This window comes from Protofrankia sp. Cas3, assembly GCF_963555955.1.
GTDB lineage: Bacteria > Actinomycetota > Actinomycetes > Frankiales > Frankiaceae > Protofrankia.
Genome location: NZ_CAUVXP010000041.1, coordinates 13,864 through 36,500, shown reverse-complemented (window position 1 = coordinate 36,500; position 22,637 = coordinate 13,864). Strand labels below are relative to the sequence as shown.

24 protein-coding genes and 2 pseudogenes are annotated in these 22,637 nt (G+C 67.9%); 10 read left to right on the top strand and 16 right to left on the bottom strand.

Annotated features, from left to right (window positions below):
- Positions 1 to 15 precede the first annotated feature (15 nt).
- Entirely contained in the window at positions 16 to 1,011 is a 996-nt protein-coding gene (locus U9983_RS10485; protein WP_322753819.1) for an integrase core domain-containing protein, read from the bottom strand.
- A 141-nt stretch (positions 1,012 to 1,152) separates the two neighbouring features.
- Here U9983_RS10485 and U9983_RS10480 point away from each other — a divergent pair, with 141 nt between their 5' ends.
- Positions 1,153 to 1,380 carry a hypothetical protein gene (locus tag U9983_RS10480; RefSeq protein WP_322753818.1) on the top strand — a complete coding sequence of 76 codons (228 nt, stop codon included), beginning with the start codon at positions 1,153 to 1,155 and terminating at the stop codon, positions 1,378 to 1,380.
- 73 nt (positions 1,381 to 1,453) lie between these two features.
- Here the strand turns inward: U9983_RS10480 and U9983_RS10475 are convergent, their stop codons facing one another.
- On the bottom strand, positions 1,454 to 1,624 hold the full coding sequence (locus tag U9983_RS10475) for a hypothetical protein (RefSeq protein WP_322753817.1): 171 nt from the start codon (positions 1,622 to 1,624) through the stop codon (positions 1,454 to 1,456).
- 482 nt (positions 1,625 to 2,106) lie between these two features.
- On the opposite strand from U9983_RS10475, the gene U9983_RS10470 reads away from it, so the two are divergent.
- Complete coding sequence (locus U9983_RS10470; protein WP_322753816.1) at positions 2,107 to 2,439, top strand: hypothetical protein; 333 nt, start codon at positions 2,107 to 2,109, stop codon at positions 2,437 to 2,439.
- Between the two features lie 202 nt (positions 2,440 to 2,641).
- Here U9983_RS10470 and U9983_RS10465 read toward each other — a convergent pair whose 3' ends face one another.
- Both U9983_RS10465 and U9983_RS10460 read right to left on the bottom strand, forming a co-directional pair.
- Entirely contained in the window at positions 2,642 to 3,286 is a 645-nt protein-coding gene (locus U9983_RS10465; protein ID WP_322753815.1) for a hypothetical protein, read from the bottom strand.
- Positions 3,287 to 3,664: 378 nt separating this feature from the next.
- Positions 3,665 to 4,981 carry a hypothetical protein gene (locus tag U9983_RS10460; protein WP_322753814.1) on the bottom strand — a complete coding sequence of 439 codons (1,317 nt, stop codon included), beginning with the start codon at positions 4,979 to 4,981 and terminating at the stop codon, positions 3,665 to 3,667.
- A 460-nt stretch (positions 4,982 to 5,441) separates the two neighbouring features.
- Here U9983_RS10460 and U9983_RS10455 point away from each other — a divergent pair, with 460 nt between their 5' ends.
- Both U9983_RS10455 and U9983_RS10450 read left to right on the top strand, forming a co-directional pair.
- Positions 5,442 to 7,943 (top strand): pectinesterase family protein, encoded by a 2,502-nt coding sequence (locus tag U9983_RS10455; RefSeq protein ID WP_322753813.1) that lies wholly within the window; start codon positions 5,442 to 5,444, stop codon positions 7,941 to 7,943.
- A gap of 239 nt (positions 7,944 to 8,182) precedes the next feature.
- Positions 8,183 to 8,389 (top strand): annotated as a pseudogene (locus U9983_RS10450) (response regulator transcription factor); the annotation flags it as partial.
- Between the two features lie 59 nt (positions 8,390 to 8,448).
- Here the strand turns inward: U9983_RS10450 and U9983_RS10445 are convergent.
- A pseudogene (locus U9983_RS10445) lies at positions 8,449 to 8,628 on the bottom strand (DUF6444 domain-containing protein); the annotation flags it as partial.
- A 116-nt stretch (positions 8,629 to 8,744) separates the two neighbouring features.
- Here U9983_RS10445 and U9983_RS10440 point away from each other — a divergent pair.
- Together U9983_RS10440 and U9983_RS10435 are read left to right on the top strand one after the other, a co-directional pair.
- The gene (locus tag U9983_RS10440) at positions 8,745 to 9,050 is read left to right on the top strand and encodes a helix-turn-helix domain-containing protein (RefSeq protein WP_322753812.1); all 306 of its coding nucleotides are present in this window, start codon (positions 8,745 to 8,747) and stop codon (positions 9,048 to 9,050) included.
- Positions 9,050 to 9,454, top strand: a complete 405-nt coding sequence (locus U9983_RS10435) for a HipA N-terminal domain-containing protein (RefSeq protein ID WP_322753811.1) — start codon at positions 9,050 to 9,052, stop codon at positions 9,452 to 9,454. Before U9983_RS10440 ends, U9983_RS10435 begins: the two co-directional genes overlap by 1 nt.
- Positions 9,455 to 9,711: 257 nt before the next feature.
- Here the strand turns inward: U9983_RS10435 and U9983_RS10430 are convergent, their stop codons facing one another.
- On the bottom strand, positions 9,712 to 9,945 hold the full coding sequence (locus U9983_RS10430) for a hypothetical protein (protein WP_322753810.1): 234 nt from the start codon (positions 9,943 to 9,945) through the stop codon (positions 9,712 to 9,714).
- Positions 9,942 to 10,232 carry a hypothetical protein gene (locus U9983_RS10425; RefSeq protein ID WP_322753809.1) on the bottom strand — a complete coding sequence of 97 codons (291 nt, stop codon included), beginning with the start codon at positions 10,230 to 10,232 and terminating at the stop codon, positions 9,942 to 9,944. Before U9983_RS10425 ends, U9983_RS10430 begins: the two co-directional genes overlap by 4 nt.
- A gap of 261 nt (positions 10,233 to 10,493) precedes the next feature.
- Between U9983_RS10425 and U9983_RS10420 the strand changes: the two genes are divergently transcribed.
- From U9983_RS10420 to U9983_RS10410, 3 genes are all read left to right on the top strand, one after another.
- Complete coding sequence (locus U9983_RS10420) at positions 10,494 to 11,267, top strand: GntR family transcriptional regulator (protein ID WP_322753808.1); 774 nt, start codon at positions 10,494 to 10,496, stop codon at positions 11,265 to 11,267.
- 199 nt (positions 11,268 to 11,466) lie between these two features.
- On the top strand, positions 11,467 to 12,156 hold the full coding sequence (locus tag U9983_RS10415; protein WP_322753807.1) for a DUF433 domain-containing protein: 690 nt from the start codon (positions 11,467 to 11,469) through the stop codon (positions 12,154 to 12,156).
- A gap of 354 nt (positions 12,157 to 12,510) precedes the next feature.
- A complete protein-coding gene (locus tag U9983_RS10410; RefSeq protein ID WP_322753806.1) occupies positions 12,511 to 12,795 on the top strand; it encodes a hypothetical protein in 285 nt (94 codons plus the stop codon).
- Between the two features lie 11 nt (positions 12,796 to 12,806).
- Here the strand turns inward: U9983_RS10410 and U9983_RS10405 are convergent, their stop codons facing one another.
- From U9983_RS10405 to lysS, 6 genes are all read right to left on the bottom strand, one after another.
- Positions 12,807 to 13,028, bottom strand: a complete 222-nt coding sequence (locus tag U9983_RS10405) for a hypothetical protein (RefSeq protein ID WP_322753805.1) — start codon at positions 13,026 to 13,028, stop codon at positions 12,807 to 12,809.
- On the bottom strand, positions 13,025 to 13,273 hold the full coding sequence (locus tag U9983_RS10400; protein ID WP_322753804.1) for a hypothetical protein: 249 nt from the start codon (positions 13,271 to 13,273) through the stop codon (positions 13,025 to 13,027). The genes U9983_RS10405 and U9983_RS10400 overlap by 4 nt, the downstream gene beginning before the upstream one ends.
- A gap of 175 nt (positions 13,274 to 13,448) precedes the next feature.
- Positions 13,449 to 13,565, bottom strand: coding sequence for a DUF397 domain-containing protein (locus tag U9983_RS10395; protein WP_322749015.1), 117 nt, complete (start codon positions 13,563 to 13,565; stop codon positions 13,449 to 13,451).
- 491 nt (positions 13,566 to 14,056) lie between these two features.
- Positions 14,057 to 14,329, bottom strand: a complete 273-nt coding sequence (locus tag U9983_RS10390) for a type II toxin-antitoxin system RelE/ParE family toxin (protein WP_322749014.1) — start codon at positions 14,327 to 14,329, stop codon at positions 14,057 to 14,059.
- Positions 14,330 to 14,339: 10 nt separating this feature from the next.
- A complete protein-coding gene (locus U9983_RS10385; protein WP_322749013.1) occupies positions 14,340 to 14,621 on the bottom strand; it encodes a type II toxin-antitoxin system Phd/YefM family antitoxin in 282 nt (93 codons plus the stop codon).
- 100 nt (positions 14,622 to 14,721) lie between these two features.
- Entirely contained in the window at positions 14,722 to 16,161 is a 1,440-nt protein-coding gene (lysS, locus tag U9983_RS10380) for a lysine--tRNA ligase (RefSeq protein WP_322753802.1), read from the bottom strand.
- Between the two features lie 368 nt (positions 16,162 to 16,529).
- Between lysS and U9983_RS10375 the strand changes: the two genes are divergently transcribed.
- A complete protein-coding gene (locus tag U9983_RS10375) occupies positions 16,530 to 17,972 on the top strand; it encodes an NAD(P)/FAD-dependent oxidoreductase (protein ID WP_322753801.1) in 1,443 nt (480 codons plus the stop codon).
- A gap of 53 nt (positions 17,973 to 18,025) precedes the next feature.
- Here U9983_RS10375 and U9983_RS10370 read toward each other — a convergent pair whose 3' ends face one another.
- The 3 genes from U9983_RS10370 to U9983_RS10360 all read right to left on the bottom strand — a co-directional run bounded on the left by U9983_RS10370 (position 18,026) and on the right by U9983_RS10360 (position 22,139).
- Positions 18,026 to 18,946 (bottom strand): PAC2 family protein, encoded by a 921-nt coding sequence (locus U9983_RS10370; protein ID WP_322753800.1) that lies wholly within the window; start codon positions 18,944 to 18,946, stop codon positions 18,026 to 18,028.
- A 224-nt stretch (positions 18,947 to 19,170) separates the two neighbouring features.
- Positions 19,171 to 19,419 carry a hypothetical protein gene (locus U9983_RS10365; protein ID WP_322749009.1) on the bottom strand — a complete coding sequence of 83 codons (249 nt, stop codon included), beginning with the start codon at positions 19,417 to 19,419 and terminating at the stop codon, positions 19,171 to 19,173.
- 161 nt (positions 19,420 to 19,580) lie between these two features.
- On the bottom strand, positions 19,581 to 22,139 hold the full coding sequence (locus U9983_RS10360; RefSeq protein WP_322753799.1) for a HelD family protein: 2,559 nt from the start codon (positions 22,137 to 22,139) through the stop codon (positions 19,581 to 19,583).
- Between the last annotated feature and the right edge of the window lie 498 nt (positions 22,140 to 22,637).

Sequence of the window (22,637 nt, the reverse complement as noted above, 5' to 3'; positions counted from 1 at the left end):
TTGCGTTTAAGTGGTTTAACCTCCTGGTGTTACCCTGCGTGATAGTCGCTGGTAGTAGTGCTGCGTGTACTCGGCCAGGACGGCGCGCAGGTGCCGTTCACCGAAGATCGGTATCCGGTCGGTGACCTCTGTTCGGACCGTGCGTACGAATCGTTCTGCGTGGGCGTTCGCCCGGGGAGTTCGGGGTGGGATCTTGACCGCGGTGATACCGGTGTCGGCGAGGACCGCGTCGAAGGACGCGGTGAACTGCCCGGCGCGGTCGCGGACCAGGAACCGGAAGTCGGCCGCCCGGTCACCGGGGTCCATGAGGAGGTTCCGGATCTGTTGGGTGGTCCATGGCCCGTCCGGGTGCGCGGTGACTCCGAGGATGTGGACGTAGCGGGAGCCGACTTCCATGGCGAAGAAGCAATACAGACGGCGCAGCGTCACGGCGCAGTCCAGGTGGAAGAAGTCGACTGCCAGCCTCGTCGAGGCCCGCGTACGTAGGAACTGCCGCCACGTCGAGGCAGTCTGTCGTTGTGGTGCTGGGGGTAGCGCCAGGGTTTTCAGGACTCGGCGGATGGTGGACGCGCCGACCCGGTGGCCGAGTTCGAGAAGCTCACCCTGGATCCGCTGGTACCCCCATGACGTGTTCTCCGTCGCGAGCCGTTCGATCAGCATGGTGATCTCCGGGCTGACCGTGTTCGCGAGGACGTCGTGCAGGTCCCGTGCGATGCGCAGGCGTTCCTCATCGACCCGGCGGCGGGCCTCCCACTCTCGTTCCTGGGCGGCCTGCCGCCGCAGGTCACGGCGCGTCCGCACTGCGTAGCCGCGCAGGAACGCCGCGACTAGGGTGAGACTGCCGTCGGTGCCGGTGTCCAGCAAGTAGGCGCCCGGGTGCTCGTCGGGATAGGCACGACCGGCCAGGTCCGCCACGTGATAGCCGAGCCAGAGCATCGAGTTCACCAGCAGCACCACCATCGGCCAGCGCCGCCGCACCAGCAGCGTCACGGCCATGGCGGTGCCGAGCACGTAGGCCCTGGCACCCGAATGTGGGGTGGCGGCAGGCGGCAGGCGGCAGGCGGGACTGTCCGGCGGTGTGAGTGGCCGGGCCTGTGCCGCTGAGCGGATCTCGGCGGGATAGACGGACCGTGACTGACAGTATCGAGTCTTATGACCGACGCGCCGCCACACGAGGTGGGTGACTGCCCGGACGGCCTCGACTTCACCGTCGAGGTGGAGGCCGTACTCGTGGCCGGATGCGCCGTCGACGTCGTCACCGACTGGCGCAGCCCCGGCGACGGCTGGGACGACACCTGGGGAGTCTTCAGCGGTCTCGCCGGCTTCTACACCGGGACCTTCGCTACGATCGTCGCCTTGCACGCGAACCCATCGAGCTGACCTGGGAGCCACAGCGCGGCCTCCGGTGACCATCCCGGTCCGGGCGGACACCCCGGTCCGGGCGGACACCCCATCAGGTGGGCACGGGCAGCGGCGGCAGGCCGCCGCCCGTGAGCGCGTTGACGAACGAGGCCGTTCCGTGCCGGGACAGCCATTCCTCCGGCAGCCGGGACCGGCCGATCCCGCCGGTGTGGCTGTTGTGAAGCCAGACGTAGGCGATCAGCACGACCGTCACGTACACCATGACCAGGCTCGTCCGCGAGGCCGGTCGCCGTTGATCAGGGCGGCCGGGTCGGGCTGGTCGGCGCCCTGGCGGGCGCGCTGACCGGGACCGAGCAGGTGCCGGTCCATGACGGGGGCCGGGTGCTGGCCGACGTCTCGGTGGCGATCGCGGATCCGGATCCGGGACATCGCCACCCGGTCGCTCCTCGCCGCGCGAGGGCATGTCCGGAGATCGACGGCGTCCACGAGGTGCTGGATCACAGTGCGAACGCGTGCTAATTTGCCGATGATCTACGTGTAATTTCCATGGTCAAATATGTGTCAAATCCATGATCGGATATTCGTACGCTCCTACGTTCCACGTCTGCTCGACACGGAGCTGCGGGATGTCGTCGCCTCCCACCCCGCCGTCCTCGTCGTCGGCCCCCGGGCGGGTGGCAAGACGACCCCGACGCGGCGCTGCGCGGGCTCGAGGAGCCCGTCCTGATCGACGAGTGGCAGGTCGTGCCCGAGGTACTCGGCGCGGTGAAGCGGGCAGCCGGCGTGCCGACCCACAAGCTGCTCTACGACTCGACGGGCATCAGACGCGAAGCCGCCGTGGCCTACGACGACCTCATCGACCTGCTCCTCGAAGCCCGCGACGGCCAGGTCATCGCCATCGAGGTCAAGGCATCCGCGGTCCCCTCCCACACCGACGCACGACACCTGGAATGGCTTGCGGCGGAGATCGGTCCACGGTTCACCCTCGGACTCCTCGTACACACAGGCCCACGGGTCTTCCAACTCACAGAACGCATCCTCGCCGTCCCCGCCGCCGGCCTCTGGTCCTCCAGCTGAGGATGCCGGCGGCTGAGGTCAGCAGCCGCGTGGAGACCGGGCGGATGGCGATTTCAGGACCTTCTACCAAGATTGAACGGCTCTTATTGTGGTGTGTGGGCTGCGCCGTTTTACCGGACGATGAGCCCCGCGGCGCCGCGTCCCCTATTGCCGGTCGCTCTAACAAACATAGAAGCGCCCGCAGCCTGTCTGAGGACGTGGGTCAAAGGACATCCCCGTCGTCGGTGGGCCGTTTGAGGTGACGGTCCGGATCTTGCAGGGCGGTCAGGACGGGTCTGATCCCAAGGGAGTAGAAGCCGTACTCCAGCTGCTGGTACCAGGCGCGTTCGCTCTCGAGTTCTTTCGACACCGCGATGGGAACTCCGGTCTGCTGGTCGTCGGCAGACACCATGACCACGAACGATGTGCCCTTGTCCATGGGGTCGGACGGCTTGGTGATCACCGCGAATTCCCAGGTCCTCGCGCCCGGGACGTTCAACCCGGCGTCGAGACGTCGCAGGACGAAGGTCGGCTGTCTCAGCAGCACCGCGGACTGTGCCCGGATCGCCATCGCCCCCCGGGCAACGGTTCGCCAGGGCGGCTCCGGGCGCGTGTGGTGAAGGTCGGAGAACAACTGTTCCCGCAGCTCCGAGTAGCTGGCGGCCGTTGTGGCTAGCGCTCTTGTATCCTCGGCCAGCTGATGGCTCGTGTCACAGCTGGCGAAAAGACCACCCAGCGAGTCGAGCGAGCTCCGGATCCAGGGCTTGAGGATACGGTCAAGGGCGCCCAGCCGGTAGGCATCCTCGGCGGACTCGGCGACCAGCGTCGCGCCATTTACCAGAGCCTGGTATCTCTCCGCGAGGTCCATGGGTTCCTTCCCGGACGGGCAGCCGTCTCCAGCATCGCTTACAAAGCGTGTCGAAACCCAGGTGCTGTCCCAGTATCCCGTACCGGGTTGATGGAGGCAGTCAAACACCCCCGAGCTCGTCCGGTAGGAACACGCCGCCTGGACCATCACCACCAGCCTGCTGCGCACCGCCGCCGCCGCCCCCGCCCACCTCTCTCCTTCTATGGTGCTGTACCCTCCAACACCCCCTCCCTACTGATAACCGAGATTCGAGCGGACTTCCCTGGGGACGAGGTCAGCAGCACGCCGGGGTCGGCAGCCTCGCCCGACGTCCCCGTCAGCGGATCCATATCCAACGCGGCCTCCAGCGTGTCCGCCATCTGCCCCTTTCCTGTGGTGTCAGTTGAGCGGCATGACCCGCACGATCCGGATGGAGGTGCCGGAGGTGCCGACGGCAAGGAAGGCGACGCTGCCGTCGGTGTAGTCCTTGGCCTCGACGTAGGTGTGGTCCGGCACGGCGATCGTGAACTGGCCGCCCACGGCTTTGCCGGTGGTGGAGTCGTACACCTGGGCGGCGATCGAGGATCCGGACTGCCAGGTCAGGAGCATCCTGGCGGCGCCGTAAGCGACCAGGTGTGAGTGTTCGGTCTTGTCGGCGGTGAGGACCGTCTGGTCGGACGCGCCGGTGGAGAAGTGCTCCAGCCGCGCCTGGTTGCCGTTGCTCCAGGCAGTCCAGTAGCCCCGGGTACCGGCCAGCACGATGTTGCCGCCGAACAGGGTCCCGTCACAGACCCCAGGCGCGACGGTCTGGCCGGTGTCGGGGCGGGCGATGCGGCAGTTGTTGTCCGTGGCGCAGACCATTGCGAAGTGGCCGGTCCGGGCGTCCCAGGTGATGTGGGAGTCCCAGGCGTGGCTGCAGCCCCAGCCGAAACTGTCGTGTCCGGAGACCGGGGAGCCGGTGGTGGCGTTGACCACCTGCATCCGGTCACCCTCGTGGATGTCGACGCAGCTGCCGTTGGCCACGGTGATCGCCGCCTCGAAGTAGGCGGCGTAGTTGGTGCCGTCGTAGGCCAGGGTGCCGTGGTGGTTGTACCACCACACGAACAGGGCCCCGGGATCGTACCCGCCGAGGCTGCTGCTCAGGTTGGTGACCTGCCGCTCCCACAGCTGCCGGCCGGAGTTGTCGAAGCGGACCATCCACATGGACTTGGTCGGGCTGGAGGTCCCGCGGCACAGCGTCCCGCTGCCCAGCGGGCCGGGACGGGTCAGCAGGACCACCACACCGTCGGCATCGGCCTTGATGTCCTGCAGGTCGATTCCGTCCACGGGCGCGGGGGTACCGACCAACTGGTCACTGCAGTCGAGTTTGCCCAGGTGGGCCTTGGAGTCGGTGCCCAACCAGGCCAGCCACGACCCCCCGCCCGGCGCCGCGGCGATCGCGGCCGGCAACGGGTCGGTGTCGCCCTGCGGCGCGAAGCTGACCACCTGGGACCCCAGGCTGACCTCGGTGATCCTCGTCGTCGGCGAGGTGCCCGCCGTCCGCCCGCAGTCACCGGACGCCGGTACGGACGGGGTCGCGGTGTGCGAAGGCGTCGGGGTCCCCACCGGGGTGGCGGACGGCGACGACGACGGTGTGGGGGTCGCTGTCTTGGTCGCTGTCTTGGTAGGAGTGGGGGCCAGGGTCGGGGTGCAGGCGGTCACCGCGAGGACCGTCACAGCGAAGGTCCCCACGGCGGCCGCGGCGGTGATGCGCCGTCCGGACGTCGAAAGGCGCAGTCGGTGACGGATTCCGGAGGGCGGAGTCTGAGATGGCGAGGTTCTTTCCATGCCTGCTAGTCGTTTACCGTAATGTCCAGGTTGCTCCATGGTGTCCGTTTCACCCTGCGTGTTCCCTCGGTCGCGGGAGTGGCCGACACTCGGATCGCCTAGGGGCGTGCCGCCGGATCGGTCCTCTGGCCGTCGCGGATGGCCGAATGCGATCGGGTGGCAACCTTGCTGGCTGCCGGGGCGACTGAAGGCTCGGGGGGGAGGGGATCTGCGACATCAGGCCTGCGATCGCGGGCACGGTGGTGAAGGGTAGGCACGAGTGGTTCAGTGCGGTGTCCGGAAGCGAACGGCGCAGGTCGGTGGGTCGGTGCCCGAGGCCGGGGTGCCGCGACGACTGGGGAGCCGGGTAGTGCGGGGCCGCGGGCTGCTGCGGGGCGTGGCGGCCGTCTTGGTGATGGGCGTCGGGGCTGTGGTGACTTCGTGTACGATCGATCCGGGCAGCGCGTCGACGGTGACGGTCGCGGTGGACGGCTCGGGGCAGTACCGCACCGTGCAGGCTGCCATTGATGCGGTACCCGCCGACGGCGCGGCGCACACGATTATCGTCGCCAAGGGCACCTACCACGAGGTGGTGAGCGTGCCGGCCACCAAGGCCCGGTTGACCATCAAGGGCGCTACCGGCAACCCCGAGGACGTCGTCATCACCTTCGGGAACGCCTCGGGCACCGCCAAGCCCGGTGGCGGCACCTACGGTACCGAGGGCAGCGCCACAGCCACTTTCAAGGCGCCCGACCTGACCGTCACCGGGATCACGATCGCCAACTCGTTCAACCCGGCCGCCAACCCGTCGATCACGAACACGCAGGCCGTGGCTTTGGCCGCCGAGGGCGACCGGCAGGTGTACACCAACGACCGGATCATCAGCACCCAGGACACCCTGCTGGCGTGGTCGCCCTCGGCGACCGCGCAGACCCGGCAGTACTTCCGCAACGACATCGTCGCGGGCACCGTCGACTTCCTGTTCGGCAACGCGACCGCGGTCTTCGACCGGGTCAACCTCCAGATGACCGACCGCGGCGCCTCCTCCGGCGGCACTAACGGCGTCCTGACCGCGGCGAACACCGATGTGTCGAAGAAGTACGGGTTCCTGATCACCAACAGCACCGTCGACGCCGCCGGCGCGGTCGACACCGAGTACCTGGGCCGACCGTGGCACCCCACGCCGTCCGCCGTCGCTCAGGTGGTGATCCGCGACACCGTGCTGCCCGCCGCAATCAAGACGGCGAGCCCATGGACGGACATGTCCGGCTTCTCCTGGAAGTCGGCGCGGTTCGCCGAATACCACAACTCCGGCCCGGGAGCGACGGTGAACGCCAACCGGCCCCAGCTCACGGACACACAGGCCACCGCGTACACCGCGGCGAGTTACCTGGCCGGCACCGACGGCTGGAACCCGACCGGCGCAACCGCCGGCACCTCGACGGCCTCGCCCACGCCGACGTCCGCTTCCACCACGCCGACGTCCGGTTCGACCACCGGCGCCGGCGCGTCCCCGGCCGGGTCGGCGGCCACCGGCGACACCCGCACGGTCAGCCAGCCGGTCCTGCCCAAGATCTGCGCCACTGTGGCCTCAACCCTCACCCTGACCAGCCGCGCCGCCACCGCCGCCCAGGAGAGCGCTCCGCCGGACACCGCCAGGATCCAGAAGACCATCGACGGGTGCACCCAGACCGGCTCGGCGTCGGTGGGCGTCCGCCTGAGCTCGGCCGGCGGCTACGCAGACTTCCTGTCCGGGCCGTTGACGCTCCGCCGGGGCGTGGTCTTGGTGCTCGACAGCGGGGTCACCCTGTACGCCTCCCGCAACCCCGCCGACTACCAGGTCAGCGGTAAGCCGACGTGCGGGACCGTGGCCGCGGGCATGGGCGGATGTACCGCGTTCATCACCGTGTCCGGCGCCAACGCCGGCGTAGAGGGCCAGCGGGCGGCCGACGGCAGCCAGGGCCGCATCGACGGTCGCGGCGACACCACCGTCCTGGGGACATCGACCACCTGGTGGGATCTGGCGCACCAGGCCCAGGTCAGCGGCGGCAACCAGCAGAACCCACGGTTGATGCAAGCGAACAACTCCGACAACTTCACCGTCTACGACGTCGACTTGCTCAACTCGGCGAATTTCCATCTCGTCTACTCCGGCGGCACCGGCTTGACCGTCTGGGGGGTGCGGATCAAGACCCCGGCCACCGCCCGGAACACCGACGGAATCGACCCGGCCGGCGCCACCGACGTCACCATCCGCGACTCGTACATCGCTGACGGGGACGACGGCATTGCGATCAAGGGCAACCAGGCCAGCAAGAACATCACGATCGCCGGGAACCACTTCTACGGCACCCACGGCATTTCTATCGGCAGCGAGACCTCGGCGGGGGTCAGCAACGTCCTGGTCGAGGACAACACCCTCACCGGCACCGATCCGTGGGGCACCGCCAGCGGGTCGAGCAACGGCATCCGGATCAAGAGCTCCCCCGCCAACGGCGGCACCGTGTCCGACATCGCCTACACCAACACCTGCATCACCGCGACCAAGGCACCGATCGTCTTCGACACCCACTACGCCAACGGCACCGGCACCGGCACGCCCTACTTCACCCGGATCATCATCAGCGGCCTTGTCGCCACCGGCTCCCCGGCCAAGGCATCGTCCACGTTCGTCGGACTGGATGCCGCCCATCCACTCGGCGTGACGCTCGACCAGGTCACCCTCGACGTCACCACAACCACCGCCGCATACGCGAAGATCATCGCGGCGGCAACCGACCTGTCCTTTTCCGGAACCGGCGTCAGCGTCATCAAGGGCACGGCCACGGCATCGCCGCCGGTGTGCTCGTTCCCTCCGTTCCCTGGCCTGTGATCCCCCGCTGCGCGGCGCGCCGGAGGTCACCGGCCACCGCGCAGCATCGGATCGGCCGCCGGTGACAGGACCAGGTGGGGGTTTCCAGGACGGAAGCGGTCCCGGCTGGTGGCCCGACGGCCGTAGCCGTGGTGCTGGTCAGCAGCGGTGCCTACGCCAGTGACGGGCGGGACCCAGATCGATGATCAGGTCCCCGGACGTTCCCCCACCCGGCAGCCGGGAGGAGTCCACGGTCACCGCTCGCCAAGCTGACCGACCGGGAACAAACCGTGTTCGCCCGGATCGCCGCCGGGCGATCGAACCGCGAGATCGCCACCGACCTGCATCTGTCCGAAGGGACCGTCAAGATTCACGTCGGACGGATACTGGCCAAACTCGACCTCCGCGACCGCGTCCAGGCCGTCGTACTGGCATACGAGTCCGGCCTCATCACACCGGGGAACTGACCACCAGCCTTTCGGCGTCCTATGCCGGTCCTCATCGGGGGCCTTGACGCGACCTGGCACAGCGTCCGACCAGAATGCCCGTCCTGCCCGCCTGCCTTCCGCCCGGTTTTGCCACGCAACGATCTCGGCGCTGGTTTCGCCAACCCGTCCGACGACGGAGGTTTGGACGAGTTCCTGGAGTTCGCCGCGAGCTGGGCTTCCAATTCCGCAACCCGAGCTGTCAGCTGTTCGATCTGCGCAGCTTGGGCCGCCACAAGCTCCAAGAATTCCTCATACGTCGGCGCCGCTACGCATCAATTTTCCGGGGAGGTTGTCCACGATCGCAGACAACAGGTACTGTCTACGAACGAAGACAATGCCGGCTGACTATGACCGTGGACAGGACTCCGCGATGGTCAACATCATGAACGCCCGCCAGTTCGGCGCGGCGGTGCGCACGGCCCGCAAGCAGCGCGGCCTGTCACAGGAGGCCCTCGTCGCCCAGGCCGGTGTCTCCCGCGCCTGGCTGGCCCGCTTCGAGACCGGCCACCCCGCGGCCAGCCTCGAACCGATCTTCCGCGTGCTCGGCGCCCTCGGCCTCAGCCTGAACCTGGTGGAACACAAGACCAGCGACGCCGAGAGCGCGGTGCTCGCCGCCCTCGCCGCGCGGGACACACGCTGATGCCCGTGCGGAACCTGCTCCTGGTCATGTACGGCGGCGTGGTCGGCCGCGTCACCCAGAGCTCCGCCACAGCCGAGCCGGAGTTCACCTACGAACCCGCCTACCTCGCCACCGGTTCCACCCCCCTCGGCGTGCGCATGCCACTCGCGGACACGACCTACCGGGGCGCGAGCGTCCGCGCCTTCCTCGAAGGCGTGCTGCCCGAGGACCCACGGACCCGACAACGCTGGGGGGCCCTGCTGGGCGTCGAGCCGGACGACACCCTGGCGATCCTGTCCCAGATGGGCTGGGACTGCCCCGGGGCGGTCCAGTTCTGCCTGGCCGACGCACTCGACGAGATGCAGTCGCGCGGCCGGCAAACCCAGCCCGTCAGCGATCAGGACATCGCCACACGAAGCAGGTAACCGAACGCCTCGACGACCCGATCGAGCACTCGGCTCCTCGAAGCCCTGTGCGACGGTATCGAGACGCCCTATGACCTGGTCCAACGCAGGCGGGATCGACCAGCTTGCGCCGGCATCCTCTGACGATCAGCGGGGAGAGCCTGAAGCAGGCACGATCACGATGACCAGACGCGCCGGAGCCGGTGATGCAAGGGCCGGCCTGCGCCTTACAAGCGAGTGGTCGCAGGTTCGATCCGGGCCCGCGCCCACGAGCCGGCTCACGGTGCTCGCTTTCCTCCGGCAGCTTCGCCGGGCGCCCACGGCGGGTCCAGCTCAGCGACCGGCCGGAAGACAAGGGTGACGTCCACGTCGCCGAAGGCTTCGGCGAACCCCACCTCGTCCGGTAATGCCGCCCAGGCCCGCAGCACCTGCGCCGGCCGGTCTGCGGGATGAATCGTGATCGAACAGGTGTCCCCGTCGAACTGGACCCGTGTGTCTTCTCCGCTGGTCATCGGCCGCCGGCCCGGCGCACCGATCGTGCCAACGCCGCGCCCAGCAGCACCCGCCCGGCCGCCGGCGCCGTGGCGGCGTCGACGAAGAAGAACAGCGGGCACACCTGATAGTCGTGCCAGCCGCTTTCGGTCGCGAACAGCTCCGCCGCCGCGGGCGAATCAAAGGTGATCGTGGTGTCGCGGACCCGCCGTTCGTCCCCCGGTTCGAAGCGCACCACGCCGTACAGCACGGGTAGCCGCTCATCCGCGTTTCCGCCGTCCGTCGTGTTGTCTCTGGTTATCGTCACTGGCCACATCCCGTCCTGCTGTCGTCTCCCGCTGGTTGGACGCCAACCCGGCCCTACGCGGAGGGCACGGTTCGGTACGGGGCTGGGTCGGCTCCCTGCCACGATCACGAGTCCCGCCGGGGCCTTCTTTCGTTCTGAGTCACTTTCTGCGTAGTTGAGTGTTGTTGGGTTGTACCAACAATGGTAGTAATACAGGGCGGACGGTGGTGGCGTCAAGGATTGTTAGCCTGTAGGTACAACTGCACAGCTGAAGGGACCGACGTGAGCCTCAATCCGGCAGATCCGCGACCGCTGTACCACCAGCTTGCCGCACTGCTCCGTGACGAGATCAACACTGGAACGTTGGAACCTGGCGCCCGGGTCCCAACCGAAGCCGAGCTGGCGGAACGCCACTCCGCCAGCCGCAACACGGTCCGACTGGCGCTGGGCTTGCTGCGCAACGAGGGGCTCATCACCTCGCAACGGGGACGCGGAAGCTTCGTCCGTGCCGAGCCTGCGATGAAGTACTACGCATCGCTCACGGGGTCTCGACGCAAGCGGCTCGAAGCCGACCGCCGCCGCGACACCTTCGCCCAACAGATCGAAGCCCAAGGCAAGACACCGAAGCAGATCAGCACGACGACGGTCATTCCAGCAGACGATGAGATCGCCGCCCATCTCGCTCTACAGCCCGGCCAGGCAGTTGGAGTGCGCCAACGTGTGATGTACGCCGATGCCGAACCCCTGCAACTCGGTGACAGCTACTATCCCCTCGACATCGTCGAGGGAAGCAAGATCATGAATCCGGCTGATGTTGTTGAGGGGACCGATCAGGTACTCGAAGACCTCGGCCACACCCCCACCCGATACGAGGATGAGATCACGTGGCGCATGCCTACCACGGAGGAGTCGACGCAGCTGCGCTTGGCGCCCGGTGTCCCCGTGGGTCGGCTGCTCCGAACGACTTTCGATCAACAGGAGCGGCCGACTGAGGTCTATGTCGTAATCCTGCCCGCCGATCGCCACGTCCTGCTCTACGACATGTCTGCGGATTGACCGCCACGCTGGCACGCCAGACCGCCCGCTGTCGAGGTCGCGCCAGGCCCGGGATGACCTCGCGGACTCCACGGCCACCTATGTCCTCACACTGGTCGACGACAGTAGGGACGCCCTCCCGGCAGCCTCGATGTGAGCGATTTCGGCCCAAACCCTGGGACGTGCGTCATGTCACGGCAATGATGCGGCATGATGCGGCATGGGGATCACCGTCTTGGACCGCGAGGTCTACTCGATGAGCGAGGCGGCTCGTATCCTCGGCGTGCGATCGGCGCGGCTCCGCGGATGGATCGATGGTTACTCCCGCGGTGGCGTGGACTATGAGCCGGTCATCCGCCCGGAGCGGACAGGCGAAGATGCTGTCACCTGGGGGGAGTTCGTCGAAGCTGGCTATCTCCGTGAGTACCGGATACGCCACAGGGTTTCCCTGCAGCATCTTCGTCCTGTCGTGCAGATCCTTCGGGAGCGTCTCGGTGCTCCTTACCCGCTTGCCCACGCCAAGCTATACGTCGCGAACAGAGAGCTCGTCCGTGAGATCCAGGATGAGACCGGTATTGACCGCGAGCTTGCAATGGTCGTTGTCCGAAACGGCCAGCTCATCCTCGCGCCAGGTGCGGCCGCATTCGTGGAAAAGGTCGAGTTTGCCCCTGCGGACAGGGAAGCCCTCCGGATCTATCCGGACGACAAGGCCAGCCCGGTTCTCATCGACCCCCTGCGCAACTTCGGCGCACCCGTCGTTCACGGCATACGCACCGAGAACCTCTACGACCTGTTCGCAGGAGGGGACTCGATCGCCGACATCGCCGATGGCTTCGACATCTCCGTCGCCGATGTCGAAGCCGCGATCCGCTACGAGAGCCGGATCAATGGGCAGGAGACGGCAGCCTGAGCGACAGGGAGATCCCGGTCATTGGAGCCGGCGGCCTCCTCCTGATCACCCGTGACAGACGTATCCGCTATCGCCTGATGGAGAAGCGCCTGCTACGCGTCCACTCGGTCAAAGGCTTATTCCTCACTCAGGCAGGGAACATGAACATGCGGGAAATCTTGAAGATGGTCATGCGGCACTGGGACCAGACCGACGCGTTGGCCGCGGTCCCGGGTCCATGGGCGAAGTCCCTCACCCGTGTAGGTATCAGCGATCTCAGGTTGCCTGATTGAGGCAATAACAGCGAAGGGCGAACAGCGGCTGGCGTGATCTGGAGCGGATCACGCCAGCATTGCGCTTGATCAGAAGGCTTCGGTGCGTTTCGCGCTGGTGACCTTGCAAACAATCTTCGAGCGGGCAGGGATGTCGTCCGTACCCTGCGCTGCCTGCACGGTCTTCTGGCCCGGCGCCAGCGAGCTGACGAATGCGGCACCTTCGCCGAACTGGGTGGATCCGTCCGGCGACTGGAACGAGACGGTAACGCTGTACGTGCTCGACGTGCTCGACGTGCTCGGCGTGTTGGTGATGGCGAGCGTGGCCTTCGGCCATCCCAGAGTTGCATCCCCCGTGCCGAATGGACATCTGGTAGCGGACAGATGACGTGACGATCCCTACACCGGCGGCCGGGTGTCCCATCCCGGATTGGCCGGCGGCTCCGCGCCCGGCCCGTAGCCCGGCGCCCACACCGTCCGCAGCGGCTTGCCGTGCGGGCAGACCCCTTCTTCGGGGACCGGCTCGACGCTGCCGGTTGCGTGGAACTGGGCGCCCCGTTGCCGCCGGCATTTGTTGCAGGCGACAAGTTCCAGCATGCGAACCGAATCATCGTCGCTCACTTGGCGACCCGTCCCGTTCCGTCGCATGTTCCGCAGCCTCTTGCCTGGGTGCCGCTGAAGCCGCCGTCTTCGTCCTGCTCGGACCTGTCAAAGACGACCTTGCCGGCACCGTTGCAAGTGGGGCAATCCGCGAACTCGACATCACGGACGTTTCTACCGGCCGTGGCGTCCTTACCGCCGCGTTTGACGCCGTCCCGGCCGGTGCTTGCGCCGCCACCGGTGCTACCCCGCTTGTTCCACGCCATTGTATGCGCCTTCCGCGTCTGTTCCGCTACGGATTCAAGGGTAAACCGGTGATCGCCCGGACGATGTGAGGTCTGGACGATACGGTACGTGGTGACCCCGCTCTCCTTGCATGCGCCGGGCCCCTGCCGCGGTGGAGGAGGGTGCGGCAGGGGCCCGGAGTCTGGTGGGGACGGCTCAGATGCCGAACTCGCCGTCCTTGGCGCCGTCGAGGAACGCCCGCCACTCCTCCTTCGAGAACGGCATCACACCGCCGGAACGGTTGTTCGAGTCGCGCACCAACCAGGCACTCACTCCACGATCACCAATCGCACATGCCCACCGTCAACGATGCCCAGCGGCCCTTCCATGCCCACCCAAAGAGACGCGGGACAGCCCGTTCGTCCCCCGGCTCGAACCGCACCACTCCGTGGAGCACGGGTATCCGCCCGTCCCCACCGTCCCGTCCCGTCATCGGTTGGACGCCGGCCCGGACCCGCGGAGACGACGCGCTCAACACGGAGCCGGGCCGGTTGTGCCACAGGCTTGCGTGCCACCCCGCCGCACCGGAAGACAAGATTCATCATCTGAAAGTCACCTGATCACGCGGTCTGCGAGCGGCTCGCGGATGGATGGAACGCTTGACACGGTAGGCGAGGTTGATATACGTGGACGCCCCGGCGGACGTATCGTAAGGGTCGGTCCTGCCACGAGACGTGACCCTGTCTCCCGGCTTGCGCCAAGCGGCACCCACACTGGGAGTTGGCGATAGGTGGCACAGATGCGCATCCCTCGGCCGGGAGCGGCTAGGCGTTGCCGGGCCGGTACACGTCGGCTCGATGTGCGATCCGCAGCAGCGTCACGAGCTTCGCGTCCTCGTCGATCCGGTACAGGACCCGGTAAGGTCCGCGGCGAGCGCTGAACGAACCGGAAAGTTCGCGTTCCAGAGGCTTGCCGACCCGCTGCGGTGCCGCCGCGAGGTCACCGAAGACGAATTCGACGATCGCTGGCACGATGCGCGGCGGGACACGCTGGAGATCTCGCCGTGCGGTGGCAGTAAAGATCACTTCGTAGCTCACTGCGGGTGACTTACCGATCGCGCTTGGGCACGCCGAACTCGCCGCGGATCTGTGTCTCGTCGAAGACCCGTCCGGCGATCGCGTCGGAGTCGGCCTCGGTCAGGGATTCACGGATGCCCGGCTGTGACAGCCAGTACAAGGTCTCCTGGATCGACTCCCACTCATCGACGCCGATCAACACGGCGGCAGGTGAGCCGTTCTTAGTGATCGTCACCTGCTCGCGAGTGATCGAGGTTGCGTCGACCAGCTCGTTCAACCTGTCCTTGACCTTCGAGATCGGTAGTGTTTGCACGTCGCCATCATAGGCCAGAATTTCGGCTTTCTCAAGGCTTAGATTTGGGTCGACGCTCGACCGGGGCGTCAGCTGGCCGCCGGGGTGGCCCGGGGCTCGGTCAGGCGTCGTCGTCGGGGCCGGTCTGGCCTTTGCGGGCGCCGCGCATGGCCGGGAAGAGGACGACTTCCCGCAGGGTGGACGCGTCGGTGAGCAGGGCGACGAACCGGTCGATACCAAGACCGAGGCCGGACATCGGTGGCATGCCGTATTCCATCGCCTCGATGAAGTCCTCTTCCATCATCATCGTCTCGTCGTCGCCGGCCTCGCGCAGCCGGGTCTGCTCCTCTAGCCGTTCTCGCTGCTCGGCCGGGTCGACCAGCTCCGAGTACGCCTTGACGATTTCCCAGCCGTTGACGACGACCTGGAACATGTCGAGCCTGGTCGGGTCGCTGTCGCTGCGCCGGGCGAGCGGGACGAGCTCCGCCGGGTGATGCACCAGGAAACAGGGCTGAACGAGGTCTGGCCGTACGGTCTTCTTGTAGAGCAGGTCGACCAGGCCGGCGTAGGAGGCGGCTCCGTCAACCTCCAGCCCGAGCCCGGCGACCCGCTCCCGCAGGGTCGGCAGGTCGCGCACGACGGTGAGGTCGATGCCGGTTCGCCGGGCGACCTCGGTCCGGTAGTCCAGTTCCGGCCAGTCGGCACCGAAGTCCAGTTTCACCCCGTCGTAGGTGACCGTGCGGGTACCGAAGACCTCGTCGAGCACGGCGAGGATGAGCGCCCGGACGAATGCCATGTTGTCGCGGTAGTCCCAGTAGGCCGCGTACCACTCCAGCATCGTGAACTCCTGCAGGTGCGAGGAGTCCATGCCTTCGTTGCGGAAGTTGCGGCCCAGCTCGTAGACCCGGTCCAGGGAACCGACGACGACGCGCTTGAGGTAGGTTTCCGGCGAGATCCGCAGGTAGAAGTCCTCGCCGAGCGCGTTGTGCCGGGTGACGAACGGCCGGGCCGCCGCACCGGACGCCGCCTCCTGCAGGACCGGGGTCTCAACTTCGAGAAAGTCGTTGTCGTCGAGGAACCGGCGGATTCGCCGGATGATTTTCGCCCGGGTCTGGAACCGGCCCCGGGAGTCGGCGTTGACCAGCAGGTCGAGGTAACGGCGACGGTACCGGGCCTCCACGTTGGAGATGCCCTGCCACTTGTCCGGCAACGCGCGGACCGTCCGGTTCAAGACGGTGAGTTCGGAGACTGCTACGGTGCGCTCGCCGCGGCGGGTGGTGTAAAGGCTGCCGGCGACCCCGACGAAGTCGCCGATTTTCACGGCCCGGGACCACTCCTTGACGACTTCCGCGCCCAGATCGTCCCGGGACAGCGAAATCTGCAGCCGGCCGCTGCGGTCCTGCAGGTGCCCGAAGATAAGCCCACCCATCCGGCGCCACAGGACGACCCGGCCGGCGAGACGGACGGCCGTCCCGTCCGGTGCGGCCTCGACGTCGGCGGCGACGGTGTCGGCGCGGTAACCGGACCGGGGCCCCATTGCTCCGGACTCCTGCGTCGACATCAACACACCCTCTTACGGTGACGGCACCCGGGTGGCCGCACGGTGACAAAACCTCGGCGAACGGGCCAACTGCAACCGACCGTCATCCCGGTGACGGCTGTACCAGCCTACCGGCCCAGGCGCGGCTGGCCCCGACGGCCCGACGGCCCGACGGCCCGGGCAATCGGCCAGTTGGGCGCTTCGGGTTGTCGTCAGTACTGACGGTTCGATTTCGTCCTCGCCAAACCGTCCTCGCCACCTGTGTTCACCTGTTGTAGAGGTTGCGGTTACGCAGAGGTGGGATTCCGGTTTATCGGTCGCCGTAGCTGGAACGACTCGCGGGAGACGACGCTGGTCCACTTGATCTCCTGACGTGTTGGAGGTAGATCGTGCCCGACAACGTGCTCCCCACCTGGCTTGACAACATCCGCACCCGGCGGGGTGCCAGCGCTGCGGTTGGCAGCGGTGCTCCCGGTGTTGGAAGCGACGGGACGCGGGCAGCGCGCCCTCGCATCGTCGTGGTCGGCAGTGGCTTCGCGGGCTTGTCCGTGCTGCGCCAGCTGGAGCGGCGACTGCCCGCGGACGCCGCTGAGCTCGTCGTCGTTTCCCCGGTCGACCATCTTCTCTACACGTCGCTGTTGCCCCAGGTGGCGACCGCCGAGGCCGAGCCGCGTCATCTGGCGGTGTCCATCAGGGCAATGCTGCGGCGGGCCACACTGACGCTCGGCCACGTGGTCGGGGCCGATTTTCCGAACCGTACGATCACGATCCGCCAGTCAAACGGCACCCACGCGACGATGGGCTGGGACCGCCTTGTACTGACGCCCGGGGCGGTGACGCGCACATTCGACATCCCGGGCCTGACCGATCATGCGCTCGGTCTGAAGAACCTGGCGGAAGCCGTCTACCTACGCGATCATGTGCTGCACCAGTTCGAGTATGCCGACGCCTCCGACGATCCGGCGGTGCGCCGGGCGCGGTGCACCTTCGTGGTCGTCGGAGCCGGGTACACCGGGACCGAGCTCGTCGCTCAGATGATGCAGTTCAGCAGGCGGGCGGTGGGTCAGTACCCACGCCTGACCGCGCGCGACATCCGCTGGATTCTCCTCGATCTGGCACCGCGGGTGCTGCCCGAGCTGGGCGAGGCACTCAGCAAGGGTGCGGCACGGGTCCTTGCCAAGCGGGGGGTCGAGGTGCGGCTGCGGACGTCCATCTCGGAGGTGAGCGCCGACAGCGTCCGGTTCACCGATGGCGAGAGCGTTGCGGCCCACACCCTCGTCTGGTGCGCCGGGGTGACTCCCAGCCCGCTGATATCCATGCTGGGCCTGCCGACCCAGCATGGTCGCCTGGTGGTGGACACCCGCTTCCAGGTGCCTGATGTCGCCGGGGTGTTCGGCCTCGGGGACGCCGCGGCCGTGCCCGACGTGACCCAGGGCTGTCAGCCGGCGGGGCAGACCGCCCAACACGCCATCCGCCAGGGAGTTGCCGCCGGGCGCAGCATCGCCGCCTCGCTCGGTCACGGGACGGCGAAGCCCTACCGGCACCGTAACCTCGGCTTCGTCGTCGACCTCGGCGGGACCGACGCCGTGGCCGATCCGTTCGGAATCGCGATGTCCGGGGTGCCTGCCGTGGCGGCGACCCGGGCATACCACCTGTGGGCGCTACCCTGCCTGGCCAACAAGACGCGGGTCGCGACGGACTGGCTCCTTGACACGTTCACCCCACGCCAGATCGTCCGGCTCGGATTCCTGCCGCCGGCCAAGTCCTCGATCAATGCCGCCGAGCAGATCGACATCTACCATGACCGGCCAGCTGCGACCGGCGGGTCATGACCGCTCCCTGCTCCGCGTGGATCACGATGTGGGTGGATCACGATGTGGGTGGATCACGGTGTGGGTGGGCCACCGGGCTCGGCCTGCTCGGCCAGGAACCGTTCCAACGCGGCACCGAGCTCATCGGCTGTGGGCAGTGGCCCGGTCGTAGCCGCCGGTAGGTTCGTGCTCTCGCGGCCGCGCATGAACGCGTCGTACTGTTCCTCGAGCGCTTGGACGAGTGCGGCGGCTTCACCCCCGTCCTCCAGCTGCTGGTTGACGTTGTCGCGGACGGCCGCTGCCGCCGTGCGCAACTCGTCCAGCGGCAGGAGCAGACCGGTCGCCTTGGACACCGCCGTGAGCAGGGTCTCGGCGGCATCGGGATAGTCGGTCTGAGAAAGATAGTGCGGGACGTGGGCGGCGAAACCCATCGCGTCGCGGCCGTCGCGTCCCAGCTCGTACTCCAACAGATGGCCGGCGCTGCCCGGTACCTGTACCCGTCGCAGCCATGGCTCGTACCCGGTGACCAGGCCCGGTCGGGTCGCGTGGGCGGTGAGCCCGCATGGGCGCGTGTGCGGGATGGCCATCGGGATCGCGTTGAGGCCCACCGTCACCTGGATGCCCAGGCGCGTCATGACGGTGCGCACCGCGGCGGTGAACCGTTTCCACTGCAGGTCGGGCTCTGGACCGCACAGCAGCAGGAACGCGGTGCCGGCACTGTCGTTCAGCGCATACAGCCCGAGCACGGGTTCTTCGTAGTGTTCCCAGTGGTCCTCAACGAAGATCATGGCGGGTCGTCGGGACCGGTAGTCGAGCAGCTGGTCCACATCGAAGGTCACGACCAGCCGGTGCTCCAGAGCGCTCAGTAGATGTTGGCCGGCGAGGCGAACCGCCCCACCGGCGTCGACAACCCCGGTCAGCGCCTCCACCAGCACGGGCCGACCCAGCTCGGGTAGGTCGTTAGCGACCTCGTACAGCTCACTCGGGTCGAGCACTGGTGGAGACCTCCTCGCAGAGTCCGTCAGGTGGCGTCACCGAGGATGAAGCCACGGTGGTGCTGGTCCATTCCTACCGTTGAGGTTCAGTATCCCGCGCCGGTATCCTGACGTGACAGGGTCCCGTCCTGTCACGGTGACGACCGGTGGGTCGTCGAACGGCCGTCTCTGCCAACGGTCGGTGCCGGAGGCGAGTACCGGACGCCGCACGCGAGTACCGGACGTCAGTACCAGACGTACGCGTTCGCGTGCCACGCGGCCAGGCCGATGACCCACAGCACGATGTCGAGGATGCCGAGGACGAAGCCTGCGGTCGCCTGCCCGCCGCCGCCACCGCGCCTGCCGCGGGCGCCGAAGACGATCGCCGCGATACCGAACGCAATCCCGACGAAGAAAAGGCCGACAATCCCGCAGACCAAGCTGATGGTTCCGTCCCGCTTGGCGGTCGGCGTCCTGGTTGGTCCATAGCTCATGTGCGGTCTGTTCCCGTGGAACAACGCCGGTACACGCCGCGATGGGCGACTATCCGCGAGTGTTTGCTCACAGATGTCGGTCCATCTCGGCGGGTCAACCGTCGGTGATCGATGTCGGTGGCTGATGTCAGTGATCAATGCCGGCGATCAGTCCGGGTGGGTCAGGCGGCGGCGGGCGCCCTAAGGCGATGCAGGGCCGTGGGCAGCTCATCCGAGTGGACCACCGTGAGCGTCTGGGTCGCTCTGGTCATGGCAACGTAGAGGTCGGCGAGCCCGCGCCGCGAGCCGGCAACAATCGCGCTCGGCTCGACCAGGATGATCGCGTCGAACTCCAGACCCTTGGATTCCGCCACTGTGAGGACCGCGACGGTGGCGGTGAGCACGTCCACGGTGCCCGCCTTTGTCTCTGCATTGCCGGGCACCGTGTTTGTGCCGGGCACCGCCTCTGTGCCGGGCACCGCCTCTGTGCCGGACACCGCCTTGGCACTGCCGGCAATGGCATCTGCCGGCTCGGCCGTGAGTGCCGCGCGTATCCGCTCGGCAAGATCGGTTGGGCAGATCACCGCGACCCTGCCGTCGCCGACATCCTCGGCCGCGCGACTGGCCGCGTCCAGCGCCGCGGCCACCAGCGTGTCGCCGCCGCGCGTGCCTGTACCGCCACCGCCACCGGAACCGCCATCGGCACCGCCACCGCCACCGCCATCGCCATCGGCACCCCCACCGGCGCGGACGCGCAGCGCGACCGGATGCCGTCCGGTGGAGCGCACTGAACGCGGTGGCTGCGCGGCCGGGTCCTGCGCGGCGAGCACGTCAGCGGCCACATCCATGATCTCGGCAGGGGTCCGGTAGTTGACGCTGAGGCGTTCCACCCGCCACCGGTCGCCGATATGCGGGGTCAGCGCTTCGGCCCACGAACGGGCCGCGGCCGGGCTCGCCGCCTGGGCGAGGTCACCGACGAGGGTGGCCGACCGCATCGGACAGCGCCGCCACAACAGCCGCCACAGCATCGGCGACACTTCCTGGGCCTCGTCGACGATGAGATGACCGAAGGTCCAGGACCGGTCGCCGCGAGCGTGTTCGACGGCGCTGCGCCGCTGCCGGGACCCGGACCAGCGCTGCGCCATTCCCGCCGCCATCGCCTCCGCATCGGCCAGCCCGGCGAGGCCGAGCCCGTCAAGGACCTCGCGTGCGTACTCCCGTTCGGCGCGCTGCTCCCGTTCCGCCTCCCAGTCTGCGAGGTCGGTGGCGTCGGCGTCGGGATCGCCGAGCAGCTCGGCGGCTTCGTCGAGCAGGGGCACGTCACCGGGCGTCCAGGCGGCACCGGTCGCCCGGTGCAGCAGGTGCTGCTCATGCCTGGTCAACCTTGCGGCCGGCGCGGCGGCGGCGAGCCTGGCCGGTGTGGCGAACAGGTCGGCGAGTAGATCCTGGGGGGTCAGCCGCGGCCACAGCGCGTCGATGGCCGTCCGGACCGCCCGGTCGGCGCGCAGGTCGGCGGCGATCTCGTCGCGTTCGTCGTCGTCGAGCAGGCCACCGGGAAGGGTCGCGACAACCTGGTTGGTGAGCGCCGCGACCGTCTCGCGGACGAACACCCGCCGGGCCAGGTTGTGAGGACGGCGGCTGCGCCGCGCCCGAGTCCGAGCGCTCTCGATGATACGACGCTCCAGGCGAAGCACGGCGCCGTCGTAGGGGACGTCCACCCCGTGCACCGGGACCTCCTGGCGGTCCTTCACGGCTTCGGCCAGCAGCCTGGCCATCCGCAGATCCCCCTTGAGGGCAATAACGCGGCCGTCCTCGCCGCCGACGGCGTCGACCCCGGGAAACAGTCGGCTCGGGGTCGCGAAGACCACACCCGTCTCACCGAGGGAGGGCAGCACCTGCTCGATGTACCGCAGGAAGGTCGGGCTCGGGCCTACCACCAGGAGGCCGGAGCGGGCGAGCCGCTCCCGCTCGGTGTAGAGCAGGTAGGCGGCCCGGTGCAGGGCCACCGCGGTCTTGCCGGTGCCCGGTCCGCCGTCGACCACCAGGACGCAGGACGAGTCGGCGCGGATCACCCTGTCCTGCTCGGCCTGCAGCGTCGCGACGATGTCGTGCATGCGCCCGGATCGGGGTGCGGACAGGGCTTCCAACAACGGCCCGTCGCCGCTCGATCCGCCGACGGAGCTTCGCGGTATGCCCGTGACGTCGAGGACGTCATCGGTGAACCCGCTGACCTCCCGTCCCTTGATGCGCAGGTGGCGGCGTCGGGACAGCCCGTGCGGGTCGGCGAGGGTCGCCCGGTAGAAGGCGGTGGCCACCGGGGCCCGCCAGTCGATCAGTATGGGTTCGTGCTCGTCGTCGGACAGTCCGATACGTCCGATGTAGACGCGTTGGTGGCCGGCGTCGTCCAGCGCACGAGAATCGGTGCCGCCGCCATCCGGGGCACCGTCGTCGATGGCATCGTCGATGGCACCGACGTCCCCTGCACCGTCGTCCATGGCACCGAAGTCCATTGCACCGAAACACAGCCGTCCCTCGGCCGCGTCGAGCTGGCCGATCCGATTGGAGTACGCGGTGGCGAAGGCGTCCCGCTCGACCAGTGACTGCGGTGTGCCGGTACCGGGGTCCAGCAGTACGGCGCGCAGCTGCTCGCGGGTTCGGTCGCGCAGGTCATCCAGCCGGCCGTACAGCGTGTCGACATAGTCCTGCTCGCAGGTGAGCTCCTGCTGGTACGTGGTCGGCACCTGGGGTCCTCCCGGCTTGTGCGGTGTGACTGTGCTGTCCGCGTGATTACGCTCCGTTCGCGGGCATCCGCACGGGCGTTGGGAACGGCGATGCGAACGTCGAGCTTATGCGGCCGGGTACCCCGAGCGTCCGGCCCGCTGGTCCGGGCCTGGTCACATGGGCCCGCGCGATCAGCCGGCGGGGATTTCCCGCCGGCAACCATCCACACGAATCATGATCCGTGCGAGTTTGTCGTTGTGTACGCTATTTCCCCAAAAAAGCGTATATAACGACAAAACCGGGCCGATCTTCTCCGTTTAGAACGTTAGAGAGCAATCGTGTCTGTGGTGCGCTCGAAGGCCTGGGTAGCACCGGTAGGGCGGCTCAGTCCCGCCGCCCTTGGAGGTGACGCGGGCGCGTTTGCTGGCGTGTCGAGGTCGGTGATGTCGAGAGTCCACGGTTTTGGGCTGTCGACCGGGTACCGGCCGGCGGCCTGGCAGTCTGCCGGGGGCCGTGGG